Annotated in this window: 16 protein-coding genes; 7 read left to right on the forward strand and 9 right to left on the reverse strand. The window is 71.2% G+C overall.

Features of this window, described 5'->3' with window-relative positions:
* Positions 1-10: 10 nt before the first annotated feature.
* Positions 11-1276 carry a S1C family serine protease gene (locus CLV70_RS19235; RefSeq protein ID WP_245908318.1) on the reverse strand — a complete coding sequence of 422 codons (1266 nt, stop codon included), beginning with the start codon at positions 1274-1276 and terminating at the stop codon, positions 11-13.
* 256 nt (positions 1277-1532) lie between these two features.
* On the opposite strand from CLV70_RS19235, the gene CLV70_RS19240 reads away from it, so the two are divergent.
* Entirely contained in the window at positions 1533-2141 is a 609-nt protein-coding gene (locus tag CLV70_RS19240; protein WP_106127895.1) for an O-methyltransferase, read from the forward strand.
* 67 nt (positions 2142-2208) lie between these two features.
* Here CLV70_RS19240 and CLV70_RS19245 read toward each other — a convergent pair whose 3' ends face one another.
* Together CLV70_RS19245 and CLV70_RS19250 are read right to left on the reverse strand one after the other, a co-directional pair.
* Positions 2209-3645: a leucyl aminopeptidase family protein gene (locus CLV70_RS19245; protein ID WP_170148634.1), complete on the reverse strand. Its 1437-nt coding sequence runs from the start codon at positions 3643-3645 to the stop codon at positions 2209-2211.
* A gap of 50 nt (positions 3646-3695) precedes the next feature.
* A complete protein-coding gene (locus CLV70_RS19250; protein WP_015625691.1) occupies positions 3696-3863 on the reverse strand; it encodes a DUF3117 domain-containing protein in 168 nt (55 codons plus the stop codon).
* A gap of 308 nt (positions 3864-4171) precedes the next feature.
* On the opposite strand from CLV70_RS19250, the gene CLV70_RS19255 reads away from it, so the two are divergent.
* The 3 genes from CLV70_RS19255 to CLV70_RS19265 all read left to right on the forward strand — a co-directional run bounded on the left by CLV70_RS19255 (position 4172) and on the right by CLV70_RS19265 (position 6733).
* Entirely contained in the window at positions 4172-4984 is an 813-nt protein-coding gene (locus CLV70_RS19255) for a PaaX family transcriptional regulator (RefSeq protein WP_106127897.1), read from the forward strand.
* Complete coding sequence (locus CLV70_RS19260; RefSeq protein WP_106127898.1) at positions 4981-5814, forward strand: enoyl-CoA hydratase-related protein; 834 nt, start codon at positions 4981-4983, stop codon at positions 5812-5814. The genes CLV70_RS19255 and CLV70_RS19260 overlap by 4 nt, the downstream gene beginning before the upstream one ends.
* A 121-nt stretch (positions 5815-5935) precedes the next feature.
* Complete coding sequence (locus tag CLV70_RS19265; RefSeq protein WP_106127899.1) at positions 5936-6733, forward strand: S1 family peptidase; 798 nt, start codon at positions 5936-5938, stop codon at positions 6731-6733.
* A 69-nt stretch (positions 6734-6802) separates the two neighbouring features.
* On the opposite strand, the gene CLV70_RS19270 is transcribed toward CLV70_RS19265, so the two are convergent.
* The 5 genes from CLV70_RS19270 to ndhC all read right to left on the reverse strand — a co-directional run bounded on the left by CLV70_RS19270 (position 6803) and on the right by ndhC (position 9697).
* Complete coding sequence (locus CLV70_RS19270) at positions 6803-7363, reverse strand: hypothetical protein (protein WP_106127900.1); 561 nt, start codon at positions 7361-7363, stop codon at positions 6803-6805.
* 49 nt (positions 7364-7412) lie between these two features.
* The gene (locus tag CLV70_RS19275) at positions 7413-8027 is read right to left on the reverse strand and encodes a DNA-3-methyladenine glycosylase I (protein WP_106127901.1); all 615 of its coding nucleotides are present in this window, start codon (positions 8025-8027) and stop codon (positions 7413-7415) included.
* 37 nt (positions 8028-8064) lie between these two features.
* Positions 8065-8562, reverse strand: coding sequence for an SRPBCC family protein (locus tag CLV70_RS19280; RefSeq protein WP_106127902.1), 498 nt, complete (start codon positions 8560-8562; stop codon positions 8065-8067).
* A complete protein-coding gene (locus tag CLV70_RS19285; RefSeq protein WP_106127903.1) occupies positions 8559-9257 on the reverse strand; it encodes a DivIVA domain-containing protein in 699 nt (232 codons plus the stop codon). The genes CLV70_RS19280 and CLV70_RS19285 overlap by 4 nt, the downstream gene beginning before the upstream one ends.
* Positions 9258-9319: 62 nt before the next feature.
* Entirely contained in the window at positions 9320-9697 is a 378-nt protein-coding gene (gene ndhC, locus CLV70_RS19290) for an NADH-quinone oxidoreductase subunit A (protein ID WP_106127904.1), read from the reverse strand.
* A 200-nt stretch (positions 9698-9897) separates the two neighbouring features.
* Here ndhC and CLV70_RS19295 point away from each other — a divergent pair, with 200 nt between their 5' ends.
* Entirely contained in the window at positions 9898-11751 is a 1854-nt protein-coding gene (locus tag CLV70_RS19295) for a 2-oxoacid:acceptor oxidoreductase subunit alpha (protein WP_106127905.1), read from the forward strand.
* Entirely contained in the window at positions 11744-12775 is a 1032-nt protein-coding gene (locus CLV70_RS19300) for a 2-oxoacid:ferredoxin oxidoreductase subunit beta (protein ID WP_106127906.1), read from the forward strand. The genes CLV70_RS19295 and CLV70_RS19300 overlap by 8 nt, the downstream gene beginning before the upstream one ends.
* On the opposite strand, the gene CLV70_RS19305 is transcribed toward CLV70_RS19300, so the two are convergent.
* Positions 12768-13778 (reverse strand): potassium channel family protein, encoded by a 1011-nt coding sequence (locus tag CLV70_RS19305; protein WP_106127907.1) that lies wholly within the window; start codon positions 13776-13778, stop codon positions 12768-12770. The two genes, CLV70_RS19300 and CLV70_RS19305, sit on opposite strands and share 8 nt — an antisense overlap.
* Positions 13779-13995: 217 nt before the next feature.
* On the opposite strand from CLV70_RS19305, the gene CLV70_RS19310 reads away from it, so the two are divergent.
* Complete coding sequence (locus CLV70_RS19310; protein ID WP_106127908.1) at positions 13996-14487, forward strand: phospholipase; 492 nt, start codon at positions 13996-13998, stop codon at positions 14485-14487.
* Positions 14488-14526: the final 39 nt, after the last annotated feature.

The raw sequence follows: 14526 nt of genomic DNA on the forward strand, positions 1-14526 counted from the left end.
TGAGGGCCTCTCACTTCGCGTCGGCTGCCAAGGTTACTGACGCTGTCTGGGTATTGGTGCCCCGGCGGTACTCCACCGAGACGGTCGAGCCCGGGGCGTACTTGCGGACCAGGGCGATCAGGTCGGTGCCGCCCTCCAGCACGTGCCCGTTGATCTTGGTTACGACGTCGCCCGACTTCAGGCCGGCGGTGGCCGCCGGTCCGGCCGGCTGGACCGAGCGCAGCCGCGCGCCGGTGGAGGTGGAGGCCCGGGAGCCGCCCGCGGAGACCTCCGCGCCGATCACCGTACGCCGGGCCCTGCCGGTGTCGATGATGTCCTGGGCGACCCGCTTGGCCTGGTTGATCGGGATGGCGAAGGCCAGGCCGATGTTTCCCGCCTCGCCCTCGGCGCCGCCCAGCGAGCGGATCACCGAGTTGACCCCGATGACCCGGCCCCCGGCGTCGACCAGTGGGCCGCCGGAGTTGCCCTGGTTGACGGCCGCGTCGGTCTGGACGGCCGCGTAGTAGCGCGTCGTGCCGCCCGGCTCGCCCGCCTGGATCGTCCGGTCCAGGGCGCTGACGATGCCGTACGTCACCGTGTTCACGAGCGCGAGCGGCGAGCCGAAGGCCAGCACCGGGTCGCCGACGGCGATCGAGTCGGAGTCGCCGAACTGCACCGCGGGCAGATTCCCCTTGGAGACCTTGATCACTGCGATGTCGGACTCGGGGTCGCGCCCGACGAGTTTGGCGCCCGCCGACGAGCCGTCGCTGAACAGCACCGACATCTTGTCGTCCGCGCCCTCGACGACGTGGTCGTTGGTGATCACGTAGCCGTCCTTGGTCGCGACGAAGCCGGAGCCGATGGCGCCGGTGACCCGGACGGTGACCACGCTGGGCATGACCTGCTTGGCCACGCCCGCGAGGGATTCGGGGGCCCGCTGGGCCGCGCTCGGCGCCGCCAGCGGGGTGCCGCCGAGCTGCGTGCCGCCGCCCCCGACGCCGCTGCGGGTCGCGAAGACGTACCCGAGCGTGCCGCCCAGGCCGCCCGCCAGCAGGGCCGTGACCAGGCAGATCATCAGGATCGGGGCGAGGGAGCGGCGCGGCGCGTCGGGGTCGGTGACAGGCTCGGGCTCCGGACCGGTGCTGGTCGGGGCGCTGGGCACCACGACGGCGGACGGCGCGTACGGGTCGCGCCAGGGATCGGCCAGCGCATCGGACCACCACGGTGAACCATCCGACGCCGGGGGCGTCGCGGCCGGCGGAGTTTGAGGCTGGCGCCAGTTCCAGCCGTCGGTCACGTCGGTGCCTCCACTCGTCGTCGGCGGAACCCTCGGGCTCCGCATCCAGGATGACACGGATCGGCGTGGATCATCCGTCCAGTGCCCGCCCCGGACGATCCACTCGCCGCTTTCCGCCGCCGAAGTCCCGGTGCGCGAAGGGTGAGCATCGCTCTACGCTCATACCCGATGTGCACCGGTTCTCCTTCCGCGCATCCATACGGAGGTCGTCATCGTCACCGCAGCCCGCCAGCTGGGCATCCCCAGCGCGCAGTCGATGCAGTTCACCGAGGCGTACGCCGCGGAGGACATCGTGCTGCAGACCGCCCGGAGCCTCGCCCGCGAGGTCGGTCTCGCCTGCGTGACCCCCGGCGCGGGGTCCGTGCTCAGTCTGCTCGCCGCGGCGGGCAGCGCGAAGGCGGTCGTCGAGATCGGCACGGGTACGGGCGTCAGCGGCGTCTGGCTGCTGCGCGGCATGCGTGCGGACGGGGTCCTGACCACGATCGACGTGGAGAACGAGCACCAGCGCATCGCCCGGCGCATCTTCCAGGAGGCGGGTTACGCGGCGTCGCGCACCCGCATCATCACGGGACGCGCGCTCGACGTCCTGCCCCGGCTCGCCGACGGCGTCTACGACCTGGTGTTCGTCGACGCGGACGCGACCGAGTTCGGCGCCTGCGCGGAGGCGGCCCTGCGGCTGCTGCGCCCCGGCGGCATCCTGATCGTGAACGGGGCGCTGGCGGGCGGCCGGATCAGCGACCCGGCGGCCCGGGACGCGGACACGATCACCATCCGGGAGACGGTCAAGGCGATCCGCGAGTCCGAGGACTGGATCCCGGCCCTGATCCCGGCGGGCGCGGGGCTGCTGGCCGCCGTCAGGAGCTGAGCCGTCAAGAGCTGAGCCGTCAGGAGCTGAGCCGTCAGGAGCTGAGCCGTCAAGAGCTGAGCAGCCGTCAGGAGCTGAGGTAGCGCAGGAGCGTACGCGCGCCCCAGCCGGTCGCGCCCTTGGTCAGGTCGGCCTCGTGCTTCTCGGCCCAGCTCGGTGCGGACATGTCCAGGTGCGCCCAGCGGTCGGCGCGGTCGCCCAGGAACTCCCGCAGGAAGAGGGCGGCCACGACCGAGCCCGCGCCCTGGGCCGGGGAACTGTGCCGGTCGGCGATGTCGCTGTGCAGATAGTCGGCGTAGTCGTCCGGCAGCGGCAGCCGCCACATCCGTTCGCCCGCGGCGCGCCCGGCGGCCTCCAGCGCGCCGGCGAGCTCGTCGTCGTGGCTGTAGAGGGCGGCGGTGCGCTTGCCGAGGGCCACCGAGTTGGCGCCGGTCAGCGTGGCCAGGTCGATGACGACGTCCGGCTCCAGCTCGGCCACCGCGTACGCGAGCGCGTCGGCGAGCACGAGCCGGCCCTCCGCGTCGGAGTTGGTGGTCTCGGTGGTGCTGCCGTCCCACTGGGTGATCACATCACCGGGGCGGAACGCGGAACCGCTGACCGCGTTCTCGGCCAGCGGCACGAGGGCGGTCACGCGTACCGGAAGGTCCAGATCCGCCGCGCCCAGTGTGGCGGCGACGACGGCCGCGCCCCCGCCCATGTCCTTCTTCATCAGCTTCATGCCGTCGCGCGTCTTGATCGAGATGCCGCCGGTGTCGAAGGTGATGCCCTTGCCGACCAGCACCACGTGGCGGGTCGCGCCCTCCGGCCGCCAGGCGAGCTCGACCAGGCACGGCGGGGTCGCGGAGCCGCCGCCGACGGCCAGGAGCCCGCCGAAGCCCTCGGCCCGCAGCCGGTCGGTTCCCCGTACGGTCACGGAGACGCCCGGGCGTGTCGCGGCCTCGGCGCGGACCTGACCGGCGAACCAGTCCGGGTTCTTCACCGAGGACGGCATGTTGGTCAGGTCGCGGGCCAGCCAGGTCGCCGCGGCGGTCACCCGGGCTTCCGCGAGGCTTCCGGCGTACGCATCGGGGTCGGTGGTCCCGAGGGTGACCTCGACGGACCGGGGCGGCTGGACGGCCTCGCGGAACCGGTAGGCCGCGAACCAGATGCCCTCGGCCAGGCCGCGCACGGCGGCCGGGTCGATCCCCGCGGGCAGGACGACGTGCAGCGCCTCGCCGGTGGGCACGGCGCGGATCGCGGCGGCACCGGCGTCGCGCCAGCCCGCCTCGTCCCCGTCGCCGACCCCGACGATCACGATCTTGGCGGGGGTACGCAGCGGGCGCGGCACCACGAGCACGGAGCCGGCGCGGCCCGGCTCGTCGGACTCCCGATGCAGCACGGCGGTCTCGTCGTCGCCGCCCGCGAGCACTCCGGAAGCGTCCGCCGGGAGCACAAAGGTGCCGGTAGCGGGCGTGTCTGCCAGGCGAATCCCGAACACTGGAGGATGACCCTTCCACGAAGACATGGAAAGCCCGCCGGTGCGGCAGGTACCGTACCGGCGGGCCACGTGAAACGTCAGCCGGCGATCGCCTTCAACGCGTCACCCAGCGCGTTGGCCTCGTCCGGAGTCATCTCAACGACGAGACGGCCACCACCCTCCAGCGGGACGCGCATCACGATGCCGCGCCCTTCCTTGGTGACCTCCAGCGGACCATCGCCCGTCCGCGGCTTCATCGCCGCCATCTTGTCTCCCCTCAGACCTACATCAGGGTCGGTGGGTTACCCCACAGCCACTTGCACTTCGAACAGCTCGGCAACGACGCCTCGCGCTCAGCCCCACGATGCGCCGTACCTCGTTCCGACCGCCGGGATCGCCCTCGCTGGACCGACCCGAGACCGCAGCGCTGCGGGCCCGTCACAAAGGTCACGCGGCGCGGCCCACCGTGCCGATCAAACATTTTCCCTGATGAACACCGGCGAACCCAAACCCAACCCGGGCTGATGTGACAGCGTCTAGCATATAGCCTTTCCTGCTGTCACAATGTGCGGTCATGCAGGCGCGGTCGGCACTCTTCGACCTCTACGGCGACTACCTTCGCCCGAGAGGCGGCCGGGCGCCGGTCGCCGCCCTCGTCAAACTGCTCGCACCGCTCGGGATCGCGCCGCCCGCGGTGCGTACGGCGGTCTCCCGGATGGTGCGTCAGGGCTGGCTGCACCCGCTGCGACTGGTGTCCGGGCCAGGCTATCTGCTCACCCCGAAGGCGGCCCGCAAACTCGACGAGGCGTCCGCCCGGATCTACCGGACCGGGCGACCCAGCTGGGACGGCCGCTTCGATCTGGTCCTGCTCGGCGCGCCGGTCGGCCGCCGGGAGGCGCAACAGCTGAGCTTCCTCGGGTACGGCATGCTCGACGACCGCACGTGGGTCGCGCCGCGTCCCGCCGACGACACCGACACCCTGCTGCGGGAGGCCGGGGTGGCGTACGAGCGGTTCAGCGCCGCCCACGCGGGAGGCTCGCCGGGCGCCGTCGACGTGGTGGGGCGGGCCTGGGACCTGGCCGCGATCGGGCAGGCGTACGAGGAGTTCGTGGCGATCCAGCGGCCGGTGGTGACCGCGATCAACGCCCGCAGCTCGGACCAGGACGCGTACGCGGCCCGCTTCCACCTCGTGCACGCGTGGCGCTCGTTCCTCTTCCGGGATCCGCAGCTGCCGCCGTCGCTGCTGCCACCCCGCTGGCCGGGAACGACCGCGGCGAGCTTCTTCGACCGGCACGCGGCCCGCCTCCGCCCGGCGGCCGACCGCTTCGTCGAGCGCTGCCTCGCGGCCGCCTCCCGGGCGGGACGTGTGGGATTCTCTGAACCATGACCATCCAACCGCCCCACCCGCCGCCCACGAGCGAACTGAAGGCAGACTCCGCGCTCCTGGTCGACCGCACCGATGCGGTCGTCACCCTGACCTTCAACCGCCCCGACGCCCTCAACGCCTTCGACGTGGACCTCAAGGAGGCTCTGCGCGACACGCTGGCGCAGCTCGAGGCGGACAGGTCGGTGCGCGCGGTGGTGCTGACGGGTGCGGGCAAGGCCTTCGGCGTCGGCCAGGACCTGCGCGAGCACGCGTCCACCCTGGGGCAGGGGTCGACGGACCTGGACACGGTGCGCGCCCACTACAACCCCATCGCGCAGCGCCTGGCGAGCCTGCCCAAGCCGGTCGTGGCGGCGGTGCGGGGCACGGCCGCGGGCGCCGGCGCGTCGCTGGCCCTGCTCGCGGACTTCCGGATCGGCGGCCCGGGCACCACGTTCCTGATGGCGTTCGCCAACGTCGGGCTGGCCGGCGACACCGGCATCTCGTGGTCGCTGCCGCACATCGTGGGCCGGGCGCGGGCCCTGGAGCTGCTCCTGCTGGCCCAGCCGGTGCGGGCCCAGCAGTGCCACGACTACGGCCTGCTGACCGAGCTCGTGGACGACGACGAGAAGGTGCTGCCGAGGGCGCAGGAGTTCGCCGCCCGGCTGGCGGCGGGGCCGACGGTCGCCTACGCGGCGATCAAGCGCGAGCTGTCCATCGGTACGGCGGGAACGCTCTCCGACGCCCTGGCGGCGGAGGCGCAGGCCCAGGCGATCTGCGGTGCGACCACCGATCACCAGCAGGCGGTGACGGCGTTCGTGGCGAAGCGGAAGCCGGTCTTCGAGGGACGCTGACGCCGTCGCGCACCGTGATTCTTCCGGCGAACCCCTGTCGACGGTATGAGTCTTTCGGGATAGTCGAATTTATGCCGATGAATGTTTGACTCTCCGCATCGCTTTCGTTGGGGAGGTCCGGATGGTCAGGTTGCGCAGGGTTCTGGGCGGGATGGCGGCCGCACTGACGGTGGCCGCGATGGGCACGGTGATGCAGACGACGCCGGCGGCGGCCGCCGATCCCGGCCCGCAGCAGGTCGTCGGTGGCACCCGGGCCAGCGACGGTGAATTCCCGTTCATGGTCCGGCTGTCGATGGGCTGCGGCGGCGCGCTCTACAGCCCGACGCTGGTGCTCACGGCGGCGCACTGCGTCAACCGTACGGGCGCCACGTCGTCGATCACCGCGACGCTCGGGGTCACCGACCTGCAGTCGAGCAGCGCGATCACCCGCAGGTCCAACTACGTCTACCGCGCCCCCGGCTACAACGGCAGCGGCAAGGACTGGGCGCTGATCCGTCTGTCCAGCCCGGTGACCGGCCTGGCCACGCTGCCGATCGCGACGAACTCGACGTACGACACGGGTACGTTCACGATCGCCGGCTGGGGTGCGGCGCGCGAGGGCGGCGCCCAGCAGCGCTACCTGCTCAAGGCCACGGTGCCGTTCGTCAGCGACACCACCTGCAACTCCGCGAGCAACTACGGCGGCGACGTGATCGCCGCGGAGGAGATCTGCGCGGGCTACGCCGCGGGCGGCACCGACACCTGCCAGGGCGACTCGGGCGGCCCGATGTTCCGCCGGGACGCGGCCAACGCCTGGATCCAGGTCGGCATCGTGAGCTGGGGTGAGGGCTGCGCCCGCCCGAACAAGCCGGGCGTCTACACCCAGGTCAGCTACTTCTCCTCGGCGATCGCCTCGGCGGCGGCCAGCCTGGGCGGCTGACGGCAGGCACGACACCCAGCGGGCCCCGGAGCCGATGCTCCGGGGCCCGCGTCGTCGTGGCGCCCGGCCTCAGTCCTCGTCGTCCTCTTCCGGGTCCAGGTTGGCCTCCTCGCCGAGCACGAAGGCCTGCATCGCCAGTTCGTCACCGGACGGCGAGACGAACGTGGGCAGTTCGGCGGGCCCGAGCTCCACCACGTACGACCAGAACTGGCGCACCGCCTCCGCCGGGGTGGCCGCCTCGATCGGCAGGTCCAGGCTGACCAGCCAGGTCTGCTTGTCCCGGGCCCCGGTGAGCCGGTCGGCGAGGCTCCGGAACACGTCGGCGTCGACCTCGGCGATCGGCTCGTCGAGCTTGACGCCCTCGGCCGGCACGGGCTCGTCGAACGCCCGCCGGGTGTACGCGATCTCGACCTCCGGCACGCCGTGCGCCCCGCGCCGCCCCCGTTCCTGCCCCGCCACGACACCGAGCCCGACCAGGAGGGGGCTGCTGCCCTCACCGGCCAGGAGCAGCACGTCCTCGCCTGCGGCCGGCAGCACGCCGGCCGCCCCCGCCACCGACAGGGTGTCGTGATGGAAGAGCCGCTCGGTCGCCCATCGATCCGCCGGAATGGTCACCACCCATTGAGCCATGCGCTCTATGACATCACGCCCCCGGCGGACCCCGGCAACCGCTGTCGCGTCAGCCCCCGGCCGGCGGGACGAAGCAGCCCGCCACGTGGTCGTCGACCATCCCGGTGGCCTGCATGAGCGCGTACGCCGTCGTGGGGCCGACGAACTTGAAGCCCCGTTTCTTCAGCGCCTTGGCCATGGCCGTGGACTCCGGGGTGACCGCCGGCACGTCCGCACGGGTGGCCGGGCGCGGCCGGGCGGGTGGCGCGAAGGACCACAGCAGCTCCGACAGCCCGTCCGGCAGGCCGGCGGCCACCCGGGCGTTGTGCAGGGCGGCGTCCACCTTCATGCGGTTGCGCACGATGCCGGGGTCGGCCATGAGCCGGTCGGCGTCCTTGGCGTCGAAGGCGGCCACCGCCTCGATGGAGAAGCCCGAGAACGCCTGCCGGAACGCGGGACGCTTGCGCAGGATCGTGATCCACGCCAGCCCGGACTGGAACGCCTCCAGGCACAGCCGCTCGAAGAGGGCGTCGTCGCCGTGGACCGGTCTGCCCCACTCAGTGTCGTGGTAGGCGACGTAGTCGGGCGTGCTGCCGCCCCAGAAGCAGCGGGCCCGCCCGTCCTCGCCGAGCACCAGGCCGTCGGCGAGCGCGGCCGCACCGAGCGGGGAGATGTCATCCGTCATGGCGACGAGCGTAGGGAGACCCACCGACAAAAACGGGTCAGGACAGCCTGCCGTCCTCCACCAGCCGGCCGAACTTGCGCAGCGCGCCCTTGAGGCTGAGCTTCGAGCCGGGCCACAGCACGGGCCAGGCCAGCTTGCTGGCCGCGCCGCCGGGCAGGTGGAACCACTCGTGCATGACCACCTGCGTACGGTCACCGCCCATGGCCGTGCAGCGCATGGACCCCGGACCGCGCAGGACCTTGCCGCAGTGCACGACCTTCAGCTCGTACGGCGCGTCCACCCGGACCACCCGCATCTCGTCGCGCAGGGATGCCGGGCCCAGCGCGGTGACGGCCTCGATCAGGCTGCCCTCGCCGCCGTCGCCCTCGACCACGCGCACCCTGGTGAAGGGGATCCACTCACCCTGGCGCTCCCAGTTGAGGAAGGCGGCGAAGACGCGGGGTGCCGGCGCGTTGACGATGACGGTCGCGGTGACCTCCCCCGTGCCAGGCCTCGCGGCGTCGCCGAGCCCGCCGGCCGCGCCCGTTTCGCTCATCGGCGCTCCGCCGGCTCTTCGTCGGTCCGCTTCACGGATTCACCCTCCCGGTCGTTCTTCCGGTCACCGTTCCGGTCGACGCCGGCCGCCGCGGCGCCGCCTCCCGGCGAATCGGAGGCGGCCTTGACCGGCTCTGAGGCGGCCTTGACCGGCTCGGCGGCAGCCTTGACCGGCCCGGAGGCGCCCGCCGAAGCGGGCTTCGCGGAGGCGGCCTCAACAGGCTCGGCGGCGGCCTCAGCGGGCTCGGTGGCGGCCTTGACCGGCTTGGAGGGGCCCGGCGCGAGCGTGGCGCCTGCCTCGGCCGCGACTTCCGCCGGAACCGGGGGCGGAGGCGGCGCGACAGCCGCCTCCCGGGCCCGCCGCAGCACGTCGGCGTCCGCCGTACGGCCCTCGCGCAGCGCGGTGACCTCCGCCTCCAGCACGCCGATCAGCTCGGTCTTGTAGCCGATGTCGTAGGCGGCACGCTGCAGCGCCTGGTCGACCTGGGCCATCCGGTAGCCGCGGAACGCCGTGTCGAAGCGGGTCCGGAAGAGATCCTCCTCACCCAGCGGCCGGTCCGTCGGCAGCGGGAGCGCCCTGCCGTCGGGTTCGACCGGCGTCAATCCGGAGTCGCCGCCGCTCACCATGACGGTCACGCCGAAGACGATCGCCGCGACCACGAGTGCCACCACGACAAAGAGGAGAAGCTGACCCATGGGCACGATCGTGGCACGAGCGCTGCGGCGTGGCGAGCCCGCCACCCCGCCTCCGGAGCGGGTCAGGTCCAGGTGAGGATCTTCTTGCGCCAGGCGTACAGGATCCCGAGCGCGAGGACCGCCACGAAGATGCCCATCTCCGCCACGGTCACGACGCCGAAGCCGGGCCGGTCGAAGATCACCGCCCAGGGGAAGAGGAAGACCGCCTCGACGGCGAAGAGAACGTAGAGGTAGGCGTACACGTAATAGCGGATCTGGGCCTGGGCCCAATCGCCGCCGACCGGGTCGATGCCGCTCTCGTAGGCGATCCGCTTGCCCGGGGGCTCGGCCGGGTGCGCGGGGCTGAGCAGCTTGTTCGCCCCGAACGCACCGACGAAGACGAGGACGCCGGCCGCCAGCACCAGGCCCAGCGTGGCGTACGTACCCAGATACCCGTCCACGGGCGTCAGCCTAGCGAACCACCCAGTGAACTTGATTGGCTCAGGCAAGCCTTGCCTGGCTACTGTGGTCGTCGGTCCGTCATCGGACAGGAACCCTTACCGGCAGCGGTAAGGGGTGCCGACGTAGGCTGGAAGTGACTATTGCGGGCCGGCTCATCGACGTGCGTACCCGCCGGCCGGCTGCCTCAGGAGGTTGGAAAGTGGCCGCTCTCGCGAAGCGTGTCGAGCAGCTCGATCGCGTGGTCATCCGGTTCGCCGGTGACTCCGGTGACGGCATGCAGCTCACCGGCGATCGGTTCACCTCGGAGACCGCCCAGCTCGGCAACGACATCTCGACGCTGCCGAACTTCCCGGCGGAGATCCGCGCGCCCGCGGGCACCCTGCCCGGCGTGTCGAGCTTCCAGGTGCACTTCGCCGACTACGACATCCTCACCCCGGGCGATGCCCCGAACGTGCTGGTGGCGATGAACCCGGCCGCGCTGAAGGCCAACCTCGTCGATCTGCCGGCGGGCGCCGACATCATCGTCAACACCGACGAGTTCTCCAAGCGCAACCTCGCCAAGGTCGGCTATGCGGTGAGCCCGCTCGAGGACGGCTCGCTGTCCGAGTGGTCGGTGCACCCGGTCGCGCTGACCTCGATGACGGTGGCGGCGCTCGCGGGTTCCGGCGTACCGAAGAAGGACGCCGAGCGGGCCAAGAACATGTTCGCCCTCGGCCTGCTGAGCTGGATGTATTCGCGGCCGTTCGAGTCGACGCTGCGCTTCCTCGAACGCAAGTTCGCGAAGCGGCCCGAGCTGGTGGCGGCCAACAAGGCCGCCTTCCAGGCGGGGTGGAACTTCGGCGAGACGACCGAGACCTTCTCCGTCCGGTACGAGGTGAAGCCGGCGAAGATGGCCGCGGGCACCTACCGGAACATCACCGGCAACGCCGCGCTGGCCCTCGGGCTGGTGGCCGCCGGTGTGCGCGCGAAGCTGCCGGTGTTCCTGGGCGCCTATCCGATCACCCCCGCCTCGGACATCCTGCACGAGCTGAGCAAGCACAAGCGGTTCGGCATCACCACCATGCAGGCCGAGGACGAGATCGCCGCCATCGGTGCCGCCCTCGGCGCCTCGTACGGCGGCGCGCTCGGCGTCACCACCACCTCGGGACCGGGCGTGGCCCTCAAGGGCGAGACCATCTCCCTGGCCATCGCGCTGGAGCTGCCGCTGGTCATCGTCGACGTGCAGCGGGCCGGGCCGTCGACGGGCATGCCGACCAAGACCGAGCAGGCCGACCTCAACATGGCCCTGTACGGCCGCCACGGCGAGGCGCCGCTGGCCGTGATCGCGCCGAAGTCGCCGTCGGACTGCTTCCACGCCGCGATCGAGGCGGCGCGGATCGCGCTGACCTACCGCACGCCGGTGATCCTGCTCTCGGACAACTACGTGGCCAACGGCTCCGAGCCGTGGCTGCTGCCCGAGGTCTCGGAGCTGCCGGATCTACAGGTCAGCTTCGCCGCCGAGCCGAACGGCGAGGACGGGCGCTTCCTGCCGTACCTGCGGGATCCGCAGACGATGGCCCGGCCGTGGGCGATCCCCGGCACGCCCGGCCTCGAGCACCGGATCGGCGGCCTGGAGAAGGCCGACAAGACCGGCGACATCTCGTACGACCCGGCCAACCACGAGTTCATGGTCCGCACCCGGGCGGCGCGGATCGAGCAGATCCCCGTTCCCGACGTCGAGGTCGAGGACCCGGACGAGAACGCGCGCGTGCTCGTGCTCGGATGGGGCTCGACGTACGGGCCGATCGGTGCCGCCTGCCGGGCCCTGCGCCAGCGCGGCCTGCCGATCGCCCAGGCGCACCTGCGGCACCTGGCGCCGCTGCCGGCCAATCTCGGTGAGGTGCTCAAGGCGTACGACAAGGTGATCGTGCCGGAGATGAACCTGGGCCAGCTGGCCCACGTGATCCGCGCGAAGTACCTGGTCGACGCCGTTCCCTTCAACCAGGTCAGCGGCCTGCCGTTCACGGCCGCCACGCTGGAGAACATGCTCGAGGACGTGGTCAAGAATGGCTAGCCCGACTATTCCGCTGACACCGGTCAACCTGACCGCCAAGGACTTCAAGTCGGACCAGGAGGTCCGCTGGTGCCCGGGCTGCGGCGACTACGCGATCCTCGCGGCCGTGCAGGGCTTCATGCCCGAGCTCGGCATCCCGCGCGAGAACATCGTGTTCGTCTCCGGCATCGGGTGCTCGTCGCGCTTCCCGTACTACATGAACACGTACGGTATGCACTCGATCCACGGCCGCGCCCCGGCGATCGCGACCGGCCTGTCCGCGTCCCGTCCCGACCTCTCGGTGTGGGTCGTCACGGGTGACGGCGACGCGCTCTCGATCGGCGGCAACCACCTGATCCACGCGCTGCGCCGCAACGTCAACCTCAAGATCCTGCTCTTCAACAACCGGATCTACGGGCTGACCAAGGGCCAGTACAGCCCGACCTCCGAGCTCGGCAAGATCACCAAGTCGACCCCGGTGGGCTCGAACGACGCCCCGTTCAACCCGCTGTCGCTGGCGCTGGGCGCCGAGGCCACCTTCGTGGCGCGGACCATCGACTCGGACCGCAAGCACCTCCAGTCGGTGCTGCGCGCCGCGGCGGAGCACGAGGGCTCGGCGTTCGTGGAGATCTACCAGAACTGCAACATCTTCAACGACGGCGCCTTCGAGCTGATCAAGGACGCGTCCACCCGCGACGAGCACCTCATCCGCCTGGAGCAGGGCCAGCCGATCACCTTCGGTACGGACAACCGCTTCTCCGTCGTGCACCCCGAGGGCAGCTTCGGCCTTCAGGTGCAGGAGGGCGGCACCCCGCTGGTGCACGACGCGACCGTCGACGACCCGGCGTACGCCTTCGCCCTGTCCCGTCTCTCGGGGTCGGACCTCAACACGACGCCGATCGGGGTCTTCCGCAACGTCCGGCGGCCGTCCTACGACGAGCTGGTGCAGAAGCAGCTGCAGGACGCCCGGGCCCAGTCCACCGGCACTCCGGAGGAGATGCTCGGCGACCTGCTCAGCGCCGGGGACACCTGGACGATCATGTAACGGGGAGGCTCTTCTCCTCGTCGCGGATGTAGATGAGCATGTCGCCGGTCTCGATCGTCTCGGCATGCTCCCCGCCCAGCGCGACCACCTTGCCGCGCCGGATCAGGGCCACCACCAGCGTCTGGAGCTCGCGCGGGTTGCTGCCGACCTCGCTGCGTTCGGCCGAGCGCATCGCCAGCGCCATGCCCTGCCCCGGCGTGAGCAGGTCCTCGACCACGTCGATGAGCGGGGGCGTGGTGGTGGTCAGGCCGAGCAGCCGGCCCGCGGTCGACGAGGACACGATGACGTGGTGGGCGCCGCTCTGCTTCAGCAGGGCGGCGTTCTCCTGTTCCCGGACCGCCGCGATGATGCGCACCTGGCCGGCGGTCAACTGCCGCACGGTCAGGGTGATGAGCACCGACGCCTCATCGCTGTCGGTGGCGATGATGACGGCCTTGCAGTTCTTGACGTCGGCTTCCAGCAGGACGGACGAACGGGTGGCGTTGCCCTCGATCGTGACCAGCCCGTTGGCCGTGGCCTGCCGGAGCGCGATCTCGCGGTTCTCCACGACGATGATGCGCGACTTGTCGTAGCCGGTCTCGAGCAGGGCGCTGATCGCCGCGCGGCCCTTGGTGCCGTAGCCGCAGACGATGATGTGGTCTTTCAACTTTCGCCTCCACCGGTTCACCCGCAGGCTGTTCCGGTACTGGTCGGTCAGCACCTCGAGGGTCGTGCCGACCAGGATGATCAGGAAGAGCACGCGCGCCGGCGTGATGAACACGATGTTGACCAGGCGGGCCTGCGAGGTCACCGGGGTGATGTCGCCGTAGCCGGTGGTCGAGAGCGACACGACCGCGTAGTAGAAGCAGTCGAGCAGGGTGAGGCCGTCCTCGTTGAGGTCCCGGTAGCCGTCCCGGTCGGCGTAGATCACCGACACGGTGAGCAGCACGAGGACCACCGCGGCGACGACCCGCACGGCGAGCGCCCGCAGCGGCCCCTGCCGGACCAGCGGTAGATGGATCACTGAACGTCCGCCTGCACGTTCACACCATAGCGGCCTGATCCCACGCCATTTTCCAGGACATCACGGGAAGGCCCGGCCGCGGAATACCCACGGGTAAGTTGAGGCGTCGTTAAGGAAAACTCCATTGATCCGCTTGTATGAATACATCTGTCGATTCAAGACTGACGCGCAGCGGCCCCCACGAGGGGCCCCACCGCTGGAGGTCTCGATGCACCGGATGCTCCGCCGTACCCTCGTCGTCCTCACCGCCACCGCCGCCCTGCTCGCACCCCCGGTCGCCGCCAACGCCGCGGCGACCAAGGCCGAGGTCCTGTCGAGCTGGACGCAGACCACCGTGGCCAGCACGAACGCCTGGAACACGGCCCGCCTCGACCGCGAACCCTGGGCTTCGTACGACTTCGACTGGTCGACCGACTACTGCTCGTCGAGCCCGGACAACCCGCTCGGCTTCGACTTCACCCTGTCCTGCTGGCACCACGACTTCGGCTACCGCAACTACAAGGACCTGGGCACCTTCTCGGCGAACAAGTCCCGGCTCGACTCCATGTTCTACGCGGACCTCAAGCGCAAGTGCGCGACGTACAGCACGATCACGCAGCCGGCCTGCTACAGCCTCGCGTGGACGTACTACCAGGCGGTAAGCATCTTCGGGTCGCTGGAGGCGGTGAACCCGTCGGACGTGGGCCGGGCGGGCACGCTCCTGCCCTAGACCGGACCTCGCTGGTCCCGGCGCCCTGCCGGGACCAAC

The sequence above is a fragment of the Pseudosporangium ferrugineum genome, from assembly GCF_003002065.1.
In the GTDB taxonomy this organism is placed as follows: Bacteria; Actinomycetota; Actinomycetes; order Mycobacteriales; family Micromonosporaceae; genus Actinoplanes; species Actinoplanes ferrugineus_A.

Coding starts and splice junctions, on each gene's coding strand:
- CLV70_RS19260 (WP_106127898.1), top strand. CDS start 4,981: ATGACCATCCAACCGCCCCACCCGCCGCCCACGAGCGAACTGAAGGCA.
- CLV70_RS19245 (WP_170148634.1), bottom strand. CDS start 3,645: ATGTCTTCGTGGAAGGGTCATCCTCCAGTGTTCGGGATTCGCCTGGCA.
- CLV70_RS19270 (WP_106127900.1), bottom strand. CDS start 7,363: ATGGCTCAATGGGTGGTGACCATTCCGGCGGATCGATGGGCGACCGAG.
- CLV70_RS19285 (WP_106127903.1), bottom strand. CDS start 9,257: ATGGGTCAGCTTCTCCTCTTTGTCGTGGTGGCACTCGTGGTCGCGGCG.
- CLV70_RS19280 (WP_106127902.1), bottom strand. CDS start 8,562: ATGAGCGAAACGGGCGCGGCCGGCGGGCTCGGCGACGCCGCGAGGCCT.
- CLV70_RS19310 (WP_106127908.1), top strand. CDS start 13,996: ATGCTCCGCCGTACCCTCGTCGTCCTCACCGCCACCGCCGCCCTGCTC.
- CLV70_RS19275 (WP_106127901.1), bottom strand. CDS start 8,027: ATGACGGATGACATCTCCCCGCTCGGTGCGGCCGCGCTCGCCGACGGC.
- CLV70_RS19300 (WP_106127906.1), top strand. CDS start 11,744: ATGGCTAGCCCGACTATTCCGCTGACACCGGTCAACCTGACCGCCAAG.
- CLV70_RS19265 (WP_106127899.1), top strand. CDS start 5,936: ATGGTCAGGTTGCGCAGGGTTCTGGGCGGGATGGCGGCCGCACTGACG.
- CLV70_RS19240 (WP_106127895.1), top strand. CDS start 1,533: ATGCAGTTCACCGAGGCGTACGCCGCGGAGGACATCGTGCTGCAGACC.
- CLV70_RS19255 (WP_106127897.1), top strand. CDS start 4,172: ATGCAGGCGCGGTCGGCACTCTTCGACCTCTACGGCGACTACCTTCGC.
- CLV70_RS19250 (WP_015625691.1), bottom strand. CDS start 3,863: ATGGCGGCGATGAAGCCGCGGACGGGCGATGGTCCGCTGGAGGTCACC.